Raw genomic sequence first — 10,103 nt, forward strand, 5'->3', positions numbered from 1 at the left:
CCCCGTCCGTGTGACGGTGCGGGGTGTTGCGTTTAACCGGGAGGTGCTTCCGCCCCGAAAATGCGCCTTCCACGGAGCCTTGCAGGGCCGCGTCCAGGGGCGGGCCCGAGGGCACCCCGACATGCTCCGCAACATGCTCAATTTCCCTCGATACCGGCACATTCGCGGTCTACAGTGAGAGCCATGAGCAACCCTAACGAGGTACCTCCACCGCATCAGTCGGGTGCCCAGCCCCCGCAGGCGGGCAATGTTCCACCGACAGGTTCCGAGCCGCCGCCAGCCACGCCCCCGCCGGGCTACCAGATGCCGGGCTATCAGGCCCCGCCGCCGGGGTACCAGCCACCCGGCCATCAGGCACCGCAGCCCGGCGGATTCCGCTTTGAGCTGCCCACGGACCGGCCGCAGAACTTCAACGACGTCATGCCCCGCGGCGGATTCTCCGGCATGTTCACAGTCACCTGGCTGCCGACCGAGCTGAAAGTGTCCTACTGGATCTGGCTCATCGGCGGACTGCTGGGTTTGTTGGGCGGAGTGATCGGCCTCTTCGGGTCGTTTGTGCTCCTGGCCGTCGTTCCGGGCCTGGGATTCGTGGTGCTCCTGCTGGTGCTGGTGGCACTGGCCCTTGCCGCGGCTCAGGTCATCCTGGCCATGAAGATGAAGGAGGGCCGCGAGTGGGCCCGTTTCGCCCTCACGATAGTTGCCGGCATTTCCCTGCTGCTTGCCGTCCTCAACACCAGCGCGGCGGAGGGACGGGGCGGAGGCAGCTGGCCGAGCTTTATCATCAGCCTGGTGGCCGCAGCGCTGATGTGGATGCCCAACTCCCAGGCATGGTTCGCCTCGCTGCGGGGCCGCATCTGATCCGCGCCCGCCCCGCGCCGGATCGAAGTTCAACCCGGGCCTGACCTGCGCTTGTGCAGCATCAGGCACCCGCCCCTTGTTCGCCGAGAATACTCCTGCGGAATGATCCGCGCGGGCGCCGGCCCGCGGTACGGTGGGAGTAAACCATGCTGGGGGCAGGGCAGGAATCTGTTTCCGGTATCCGAACCAGACCGCCACGCAAAGGAACGCCCATGAGCATCCCGCCAGTACCGCCGTCGAACCCGGACTCCCCCGAGCCGGGCGAACAGCCGGCACCCCGTTACGGCCAGAACGCACCCCAGTCCGGCCAGCAGCCGCCCTCCGCACCGCAGTACGGCCAGGCTCCCCCCTCCGCACCGCAGTACGGCCAGGCTCCCCCCGCCGCGCCCCAGTACGGCCAGGCCCCGTCCGCGCCGCCGTACGGCCAGCAGGCTCCGCAGTACGGCCAGCAGGCCCCCCAGTACGGACAGCAGGCCCCGCAGTACGGACAGCAGGCTCCGCAGTACAACAAGCCCGCCTACGGCCAGTCCCCCTATGCCCAGTACCCCTCGGGGCAGCCGCAGACCACGTCCGGCATGCCCAAACTGGTCAACACAGCCTTTTGGCTCATTGTCGCGTCCGGCGCGGTATGGGTCATCTCCCTGCTGCTGGCAATCGGAACCCTGGATTCCCCCGCCATGCGGGACATGTTCGAACAGCAGATGGCCGCGAGCGGCGCTGAGATCAGGTATGAAGACCTCAGGGGTGCCCTCGTCGGGAGCATCGTGGTCTTCGCTGTGATCAGCGCCGGACTCTACGCCCTCGTTGCCTTGAACGTGCGGAAGGGCAAGAACTGGGCACGGATCCTGGGAACTGTCTTCGCTGCCCTGTCCATCTTCAGCCTCTACCCGCTGAGCCTCGGCACGCTGGCAGTTCTCCTCGGCATCGCAGGCATTGTGATGCTGTACCTGCCGGCAACGTCGCCGTACTTCAGCAAGCAGCAGCCGTTCGCCAACCCGTACGGGCAGCCGGGCGGACCGTACTAACGGTCGACACCAAGTAGCCAGGCACCAGCGCAGAGGGCGTGGGAGCCGGAAGGGCTGACTGAAAGCTAGTCAGCATCCTCCGGGTCCTGCGCCCTTTGTGCGTGATAGGCGAGGATCTGGAGTTCGGTGGCCATATCCACCTTGCGCAGGTTGACTCCGGGCGGCACCTGCAGCATCACCGGGGCAAAACTGAGGATGCTCCGCACGCCGGCGGCAATCACCCGGTCGCAGACGTCCTGCGCCACGGCGGCCGGCAGGGCGAGCACCACCATGTTGGCGCCGGTCCGTTGCAGCACCGGTTCCAGGTCGGCAGCATCGCTGACGCGCAGCCAGCCCACCTCGCTCCCCACCACCATCTGGTCGGCGTCGAAAATTGCGACAATGTCGAACCCCCGGGATTCGAAGCCGCCGTACCGGGCCAGCGCCTTGCCCAAGTTGCCGGCACCGACGATGGCGACCTTCCAGTCGTGCGTCAGGCCCAACGCCGCGGCGATGTGCCGGTTGAGGTACTGCACTTCGTAGCCGACGCCACGGGTCCCGTAGGAGCCGACGTAGGAAAGGTCTTTGCGGAGAGTCGAAGAACTGACGCCCGAGGCCTCGGCCAGGGACTCGGACGAGACCCGGTCAACGCCCTCGGCGAGCAGGGTGGTAAGGGCGCGCAGATAGATGGTCAGCCGGGACACGGCCGCGGGCGGAATCTGCTTGGCGGCAGTCCCGGATCCCCCCGGCATCGCGTCGGGGGATGAGTCCAGCGAGGTCACTATCTGCTCCATTGAGTCGCGTTGTGACTTCCACTCTAGGGCCCCCGCAGTTCGGCGGACAAAGCAGTCGCCACCGACTGCCACCGGCCGGTCAGCCCTGCCGGTCCAGTGCGCGCCGCAGCGTCCGCTCCAGCCGGGCTTCGTCGATCTTCCAGAAGTCCCGCTGGACACCGTCCACCAGCACAACGGGAATCTCCTCGGCGAAGCGTTCCCGCAGTTCGTCGTCGTTGTCCACCGGTTGCTCCCGCCAGCCGATCCCGAGGTTATTTGTGACGCGGTCGACGGCGTCGCGCGCCGCCGAGCAGAGGTGGCAGTCAGCTTTGGTGATGAGGACGACGTCGGGGCTTGGCATGGTTCCACGGTAGCCCGGCGGCCCGTCCGGCGTCGACGCGCCGCAGCATCCGGGCGCCGCCGCGGCCCGGGGGGACGGGACTGGCTCCGGCGTTGACTAGACTCGTGGCATGTCCGAAGAGAAGTACGCCGCTGTGGTCGCGGATCCTGTTGCAGCACCGCAGCACGGCGAGGCCGCGTTCTTCGACGTTGACAACACCCTCATGCGCGGGGCCAGCCTGTTCCATGTGGCCCGCAAGATGCACCAGCGCGGGGCGTTCACGATTCCGCAGGCGGCGGGAATGGCCTGGAAGCAGATGATGTTCGTACTCCGCGGGGAGAACATGGACGATGTCCATGCTGTCCGCGACACCGCCCTGGCGCTCGCGTCCGGTATCACCGTTGAGGACATCGAGGCCCTGGGCGAAGAAGTTTATGACGAAATGATTGAGTCCCGGATCTGGCCGGGGGCCAAGGCCCTGGCCGAGCAGCACCTCCGGGTGGGCCGTAAGGTCTGGCTCGTGACGGCCACACCGATCGAGGTGGCCTCGGTGATCTCCACGAGGCTGGGCCTCACCGGCGCCCTCGGCACGGTGGGCGAAATAATGGACGGTTCCTACACCGGACGGCTGGTCGGCGAGATCCTGCACGGCCCCGCCAAGGCCGTGGCGGTCACTGCAGTGGCCGAGGCCGAGGGGCTGGACCTGGCGCGGTGCTGGGCATACAGCGATTCGCACAACGACATCCCGCTGCTGAGCATGGTGGGGCACCCCGTGGCCATCAACCCCGACTCCCGGCTCCGCCGGCATGCCCGTGATCACAACTGGCCGGTCTACGATTTCCGTTCCGGACGGCGCGCGGCAACCCTCGGGCTCAAGGCCGCGACCGTCGGAGGGGCGATCTACGGCCTCTGGCGGGGCTTTTCCCGCTTCCGCGGCCCCACGGTCTGACCCGCCCACGCCCTAGCCCGCCTGCCCGGCCTCTTTCAGCTACGCGATCAGCCGAGCGCTACGCTTCCTGCCAAGCGCTAGCCTGATCCGCGTAGCGTCGGCCCAAACGCGAGTCAACTGTCCGACCCCGCGTCCCTGGTCCGAATGCGCGTCGCCCGCCGCCCCCATCCGCGTCGAGACCTGCCGTGAAGCCAAAGAAAATGCCCGCTGCCGGGAAGGCAACGGGCATTCACATGATGTGAAGTATTTCTACTTCTTATTGCGACGCTGGTGGCGCGTCTTGCGAAGCAGCTTGCGGTGCTTCTTCTTGGCCATACGCTTGCGACGCTTCTTAATAACTGAACCCACGAAAGTTCCTTACCGGCTAGATGCAGTACCTGCCTGTTGGAAAGGGTCCGCGGGCTAAGCAGCAGACTGTACAACTGACAGGTTCTTACAATGACGTAAAACGTTCCTTAACAGGGTACCGCCTATCGGGGGCACACCACGACCGCGGGCCGCGCTGGGCGCCTGCAGGTTGATATTCCGGCGCAGAAGATGCGGAGAATCAGGCTGTTTCCGTGTGCCCGTCGACAACAGCACCCTTGAGGTACTGCTCGACGGCGGTTTCCGGCACCCGGTAGGAGCGGCCGAAACGGACAGCCGGCATCTCGCCGGAATGAACAAGACGGTACACGGTCATTTTGGACACGCGCATCACATCCGCGACCTCGGCCACGGTCAAGAAGCGCGCATTGGAGAAGTTAGCCTCCGAAGACATTTCCCTATTCCTTTACTCAAGCGAACGGCAGCCCCATCTGAACGACATGGCGGTGTGCCGATGCTGAGCCATCAAACAACCATGTGTTAGATACTCTAGGGGCTGATGGTGCCAATGTGAAAGAGGTGCGCGGGAATCTGCGGGCCTCCGGGCCGGATTTCCTCCTGCTCCGACTGACCGCAGCGCCTCTTACCCGCGGGTCCGGCGGACGCGCGCGGAGTCCGCAAGCTGCGCCAGGACCGATGCCGTGACATCCCAGTCCATGCAGGAGTCCGTCACGCTCTGGCCGTAGACGAGCTCGTCCGTTCCGGCGGCGTGCTCGGCGACATCGAGGTTTTGCGCCCCGCCAACGAGGAAGCTCTCCAGCATGACGCCGGCGATGGCTCCCGCCGAGGTGCCGCCGCCCTCCAGCTGGGCGCCGATTTCGAAGGCGACTTCAGCCTGCCGATGGTGGTTCTTGCCGCTGTTGGCGTGGCTCGCATCAACGATCAGCCGGGGGTTGAGCTGCTTGGCGGCGAGCTTCGCAGTGGTGGCCTCGACGTCGGGGGCGGAGTAGTTGGGCCCCTTGCGTCCGCCGCGGAGGATGATGTGCGTGTCCGGGTTGCCTGCGGTGGAGACCAGGGCGGCCCGGCCCTCGCCGTCGATCCCGAGGAACGCCTGGGCTGCCCCGGCGGCGCTGCACGCGTCGAGCGCGACCTGCAGGTCGCCGTCGGTCCCGTTCTTGAACCCGATGGGCATGGACAGGCCCGACGCCAGCTGGCGGTGGATCTGGCTTTCGGTGGTGCGGGCACCGATCGCGCCCCAGGAGACTAGGTCCGCCATGTACTGCGGGCTGATGGGTTCCAGGAACTCGGTGCCGGCGGGCAGGCCCAGCGCGGTGACCTGCTGCAGGAACCGGCGCGCGGCGCGCAGCCCGGCGGCGATATCGTGGCTGCCGTCGAGCCCCGGATCGTTGATCAGGCCTTTCCAGCCCACCGTGGTGCGGGGCTTTTCGAAGTACGCCCGCATCACGATCAGCAGGTCTTCCTTGTGCCTCTGGGCCTGGCTCACCAGCCGGCGGGCGTATTCGAGGCCGGCCTTGGGATCGTGGATGGAGCAGGGTCCCACAATGACGAGCAAGCGGTCATCGACCCCGTCCATGATGGCGCGGACCTCGTCCCGGCCGCGGGCCACTACGTCCGCCAGGCCGGCGTCCAGCGGCAGTTCCGCGACGATGTCCTGCGGGGTCGGCAGCGGGGTGAACTCGCTGACGCGCAGGTTAGAGGTGGACTGCTGGGATTCGGGGGCTGCTTCGATGCTCATGTGCGGGTCCTGTTCCGGAGTGCGGAGCGGGCCCTGATCAGAACCCGCCGGGAAATGGCGAAGGGCAGAGAATGATCTCTGCCCTGTTGGCTCTGAAGGAAGGTTGGATGCGTGTCAGTTAGACGCGGGCCCCTCCAGAGCCAACGAAAAATACGCATACCAACGGTTAGTCATGGCTCGACGATAGCCCGGGGACTGCAGTCGCGGCAAAATCCGGGTCGTAACATTCCGGCGCTCGCCAGCGGATCAGCTGAAGGATCAGCCGGCGGATCAGGCTCCGGAACCCACCCCGGCTTCTGCGTAGTAGCCCTCGATGTGGTCGGCCACCAGCTGCGCCGCGCGGCCTCCGTCGTGGGTGGTGATGGCCGCCAGGATCCCCCGGTGTTCCGTACGGAGCCGCGCCGCTGTGGCGTCCCAGTCGGGGAGGTTTCCGGTCAGCCGGCCGGCATAGTCCTGGATGGCCTCGCGGAGGGAGCCCATCATGGCGCTGACCACGGCGTTGCCCGCGGCATCCGCCAGCGCCAGGTGGAACCGGACATCCAGGGCCAGGAACGTCTCCGTCTCGGCGCAGGTGTCCATTTGCTCCAGCAGCCGGGCCGCCTCGGCGAGCGCCGGCGACTCCGGGCTCGCCCGGGAGGCGGCCCAGGATTCCAGCAGCACACGTGTTTCCACGATGTCCTTGACGGGCAGGTGCGAGGTGGCGACGTGCAGCCGAAGCGCGGAACCCAGGGCCGCGGTCGGGTCGGCAATGACGACCGTCCCCGCCTCCGGACCCGAACCCACCCCGGCTCGGAGCACCCCCATGGCTTCCAGGACGCGGATGGCCTCGCGGACGGACGTCCTGGAGACCTGGAGCTGTTCGGCGAGCGTCCGCTCGGCCGGAAGCCGTCCGCCCAGGGCAAGCTGGCCGCTGGAGAGCTGGCCCTCGATCCACTGCAGGACAAGCTGGTGGGTACGCATGGGTTAATCGTACTTGATGTGGTTGGACCACACGCCTAGACTGTGGTTGGACCACACTCCCCGGTGGCTGAGTTTTAGGATGCAGCCCCGCGGGGATCCCGACATCCAGGAACACGAGACCTGCCCGGAGGCAGCAATGACGCAGACGATCGAGCCCGGCAACCCCGAGGCGCCCACCCAGCCCGAAGACACCGGCACGGGCAGCCGCCCCGCCGCGGCCATCCCGGGGATCATTCCCGCAGCCCTCAAGCGCCGCGTCCCCAAGTATTCGGACCTCGCCCCGCTGATGCAGTTCAAGAAGCCCGAGTTCAGCCGGGCCGCCCGGCTGCGCCAGGCCAGCACCATCTGGGACCTCCGGGACATGGCCAAGCGCCGCACACCGCAGGCACCGTTCGACTACACCGACGGCGCGGCCGAAGCCGAGATCACGCTGCGCCGGGCCCGCCAGGCATTCCTGGACATCGAGTTCCGCCCCGGCATCCTGCGCGATGTCTCCCGCGTGGACCTCGGCACGCAGATCCTCGGCAAGCCCTCCCGGCTGCCGGTGGGCATCGCGCCCACGGGCTTCACCCGGATGATGCAGTCCGAGGGCGAATACGCCGGCTCCCAGGCCGCCGCGGCGGCCGGCATCCCGTACACACTCTCCACGATGGGCACGGCCTCCATCGAGGACGTGGCCGCTGCCGCGCCGGACGGCCGGAACTGGTTCCAGCTCTACCTCTGGACGGACCGGGACCGCTCGCTGGAGCTGATCGAGCGCGCGGCCAGGGCCGGCAACGACACCCTCATGGTCACCGTGGACACCGCCGTCGCCGGGGCCAGGCTCCGCGACGTCCGCAACGGCATGACCATCCCGCCGGCCTTGACGCTCAAGACCGTGCTGGACGCCTCGTACCGGCCGGCGTGGTGGTTCAACTTCCTCACCCACGAGCCGCTGACCTTCGCCTCGCTTTCGCGCTACACCGGAACCGTCGCGGACCTGATCAACTCCATGTTCGATCCGACGCTCACGTTCGAGGACCTCGACTGGCTGCGGGACACCTGGAAAGGCAAGCTCGTGGTCAAGGGCATCCAGACCGTCGAGGACGCCCGCAAAGTGGTGGACCACGGTGCCGACGGCGTGGTGCTGTCCAACCACGGCGGACGCCAGCTGGACCGCGCCCCGATCCCGTTCCACCTGCTCCCGGAGGTCTCGGCGGCGCTCAAGGCGGACAACAGCGACGCGGCCATCATCCTGGACACCGGCATCATGAGCGGCGCGGACATCATCGCAGCCCTGGCCCTCGGCGCCGACTTCACGCTGATCGGCCGCGCCTACCTCTACGGGCTGATGGCCGGCGGACGTGCCGGGGTGGACCGGGCCATCGAGATCCTGGAAAAGGACATGCTCCGCACCATGGCCCTGCTGGGCGTCAGCCGGATCTCGGAGCTGACCCCGGACCACGTGCGGCTGCTCAAGAAGTAGCACGCAGGTCCGCGACCAGGCAGTTCGCGGCAGTGTTCGTCCGGAACATTGCCGCGAACTGCCGACTCGGCGCGCGCGGGGTGCGCGGGGTGCGCGGGGTGAGTCCTAGATGAGTCCCTGGGCGAGCATCGCATCCGCCACCTTCACAAAGCCGCCGATGTTCGCGCCCAGCACATAGTTCCCCGGGTCCCCGTACTCGGCCGCCGTCGCGGCGCAGCGGTCGTGGATGCCGACCATGATCTCGGTGAGCCGTTCCTCGGTGTGCGCGAAGGACCAGGAATCGCGGCTGGCGTTCTGCTGCATTTCCAGCGCCGACGTGGCCACCCCGCCCGCGTTCGCGGCCTTACCTGGCCCGAACAGGATGCCGGATTCCTGGAAAACCGCGACGGCTTCCCGGGTCGAGGGCATGTTGGCGCCCTCCCCCACCGCCAGCAGTCCGTTGCGGACCAGCCGGGCGGCAGCGTCGCCGTCGAGCTCGTTCTGGGTGGCACACGGTAGCGCGACAGTGGCGTCGATGTCCCAGACGGAGCCGCCCTCCACATAGGCGACGGCGGAGCGCCGGGCTTCGTAGTCCTTGAGCCGGCCGCGCTCGACCTCCTTGATCTGGCGCAGCAGCCCAACGTCGATTCCGGCCTCGTCCACGATGTAGCCGGAGGAATCGGAGCAGGCCACGACCGTGGCGCCGAGCCCCTGGGCCTTGGCGATCGCGTTGATGGCGACGTTGCCGGAGCCCGAGACCACCACGCGCTGGCCGTCGAAGGACTGGCCGCGGGTTTTGAGCATTTCCTGGGTGAAGATCACGGTGCCGTAGCCGGTGGCTTCGGGCCGCACCAGCGAGCCGCCCCAGGAGATGCCCTTGCCGGTGAGGACCCCGGATTCGTAGCGGTTGGTGATCCGCTTGTACTGGCCGAAGAGGTAGCCGATTTCGCGGCCGCCGACCCCGATGTCCCCGGCCGGGACGTCCGTGTACTCGCCGATGTGGCGGTACAGCTCCGTCATGAAGGACTGGCAGAAGCGCATGATCTCGGCGTCCGAGCGACCACGGGGGTCGAAGTCGGAGCCGCCCTTGCCGCCCCCGATCGGCATGCCGGTGAGGGCATTCTTGAAGATCTGCTCGAAACCAAGGAACTTCACGATGCCCAGGTTTACCGAGGGATGGAACCGCAGGCCGCCCTTGAAAGGCCCCAAAGCCGAGTTGAACTCCACCCGGAAGCCGCGGTTGATCTGGAAGCGGCCGGCGTCGTCGACCCAGGGGACCCGGAAGATGATCTGCCGTTCGGGCTCGCAGAGCCTTTCGAGGACGGCGCCTTCAAGGAACTCCGGGTGGCGGTCGTGCACCGGTCCGAGGCTTTCGAAGACCTCGGTGACTGCCTGGTGGAACTCCCCTTCGCCGAGATTCCGTGCCAGAACCGTGTCCCGGATGGTTTCAAGCCGTGCGTCCATTGCCACTCCTCAACCTTGGCGCCCCTCATCGGGCGCAGCAAACAAGCCTTTCCATGGTTGCACTGGGCGGGATGGGATTTCTATTCGAGAACCGGTGGGCGCCACCGTGTGACGGGAACAGACGCCTGGGCCCGGGGTTTTGCTACTTTTTGCGGCCGAACTTCGGCAGGTTGGCCAGGAGATCAGCGGCCCTGGTCGCGGCACGGCCGACGGTACGGCCGATCTGCTGGGGCATCTTGTCCTCGCCTG

Annotated in this window: 11 protein-coding genes and 1 pseudogene; 4 read left to right on the plus strand and 8 right to left on the minus strand. The window is 67.3% G+C overall.

Going from position 1 to position 10,103, the window contains the following annotated elements; translation table 11 throughout:
* Nucleotides 1-183: 183 nt before the first annotated feature.
* On the plus strand, nucleotides 184-858 hold the full coding sequence (locus tag K789_RS26025) for a hypothetical protein (RefSeq protein WP_237739513.1): 675 nt from the start codon (nucleotides 184-186) through the stop codon (nucleotides 856-858).
* Between the two features lie 212 nt (nucleotides 859-1,070).
* Complete coding sequence (locus K789_RS0103895) at nucleotides 1,071-1,883, plus strand: hypothetical protein (protein WP_024365612.1); 813 nt, start codon at nucleotides 1,071-1,073, stop codon at nucleotides 1,881-1,883.
* Nucleotides 1,884-1,948: 65 nt separating this feature from the next.
* Here K789_RS0103895 and K789_RS0103900 read toward each other — a convergent pair whose 3' ends face one another.
* Nucleotides 1,949-2,644, minus strand: coding sequence for a redox-sensing transcriptional repressor Rex (locus K789_RS0103900; protein WP_024365613.1), 696 nt, complete (start codon nucleotides 2,642-2,644; stop codon nucleotides 1,949-1,951).
* Nucleotides 2,645-2,735: 91 nt separating this feature from the next.
* The gene (locus K789_RS0103905; protein WP_024365614.1) at nucleotides 2,736-2,996 is read right to left on the minus strand and encodes a glutaredoxin family protein; all 261 of its coding nucleotides are present in this window, start codon (nucleotides 2,994-2,996) and stop codon (nucleotides 2,736-2,738) included.
* Between the two features lie 109 nt (nucleotides 2,997-3,105).
* On the opposite strand from K789_RS0103905, the gene K789_RS0103910 reads away from it, so the two are divergent.
* Complete coding sequence (locus K789_RS0103910) at nucleotides 3,106-3,924, plus strand: HAD family hydrolase (protein WP_024365615.1); 819 nt, start codon at nucleotides 3,106-3,108, stop codon at nucleotides 3,922-3,924.
* A 249-nt stretch (nucleotides 3,925-4,173) separates the two neighbouring features.
* Here K789_RS0103910 and K789_RS24380 read toward each other — a convergent pair whose 3' ends face one another.
* The 4 genes from K789_RS24380 to K789_RS0103925 form a co-directional block, all read right to left on the minus strand.
* Nucleotides 4,174-4,272 carry a 30S ribosomal protein bS22 gene (locus K789_RS24380; RefSeq protein WP_003792170.1) on the minus strand — a complete coding sequence of 33 codons (99 nt, stop codon included), beginning with the start codon at nucleotides 4,270-4,272 and terminating at the stop codon, nucleotides 4,174-4,176.
* Nucleotides 4,273-4,471: 199 nt separating this feature from the next.
* Nucleotides 4,472-4,684, minus strand: coding sequence for a helix-turn-helix domain-containing protein (locus K789_RS0103915; protein ID WP_024365616.1), 213 nt, complete (start codon nucleotides 4,682-4,684; stop codon nucleotides 4,472-4,474).
* Nucleotides 4,685-4,873: 189 nt separating this feature from the next.
* Nucleotides 4,874-5,986, minus strand: coding sequence for a 3-deoxy-7-phosphoheptulonate synthase (locus K789_RS0103920; protein WP_024365617.1), 1,113 nt, complete (start codon nucleotides 5,984-5,986; stop codon nucleotides 4,874-4,876).
* A gap of 270 nt (nucleotides 5,987-6,256) precedes the next feature.
* Complete coding sequence (locus tag K789_RS0103925) at nucleotides 6,257-6,946, minus strand: FadR/GntR family transcriptional regulator (RefSeq protein ID WP_024365618.1); 690 nt, start codon at nucleotides 6,944-6,946, stop codon at nucleotides 6,257-6,259.
* A gap of 136 nt (nucleotides 6,947-7,082) precedes the next feature.
* Here K789_RS0103925 and K789_RS0103930 point away from each other — a divergent pair, with 136 nt between their 5' ends.
* The gene (locus K789_RS0103930) at nucleotides 7,083-8,411 is read left to right on the plus strand and encodes an alpha-hydroxy acid oxidase (RefSeq protein WP_024365619.1); all 1,329 of its coding nucleotides are present in this window, start codon (nucleotides 7,083-7,085) and stop codon (nucleotides 8,409-8,411) included.
* 105 nt (nucleotides 8,412-8,516) lie between these two features.
* Here the strand turns inward: K789_RS0103930 and gdhA are convergent, their stop codons facing one another.
* Together gdhA and K789_RS0103940 are read right to left on the minus strand one after the other, a co-directional pair.
* Nucleotides 8,517-9,854, minus strand: coding sequence for an NADP-specific glutamate dehydrogenase (gene gdhA, locus K789_RS0103935; RefSeq protein WP_024365620.1), 1,338 nt, complete (start codon nucleotides 9,852-9,854; stop codon nucleotides 8,517-8,519).
* A gap of 142 nt (nucleotides 9,855-9,996) precedes the next feature.
* Nucleotides 9,997-10,103: pseudogene (locus tag K789_RS0103940) on the minus strand (ArsR family transcriptional regulator); the annotation flags it as partial.

The sequence above is a fragment of the Arthrobacter sp. TB 26 genome, from assembly GCF_000427315.1.
Taxonomy (GTDB): domain Bacteria; phylum Actinomycetota; class Actinomycetes; order Actinomycetales; family Micrococcaceae; genus Arthrobacter.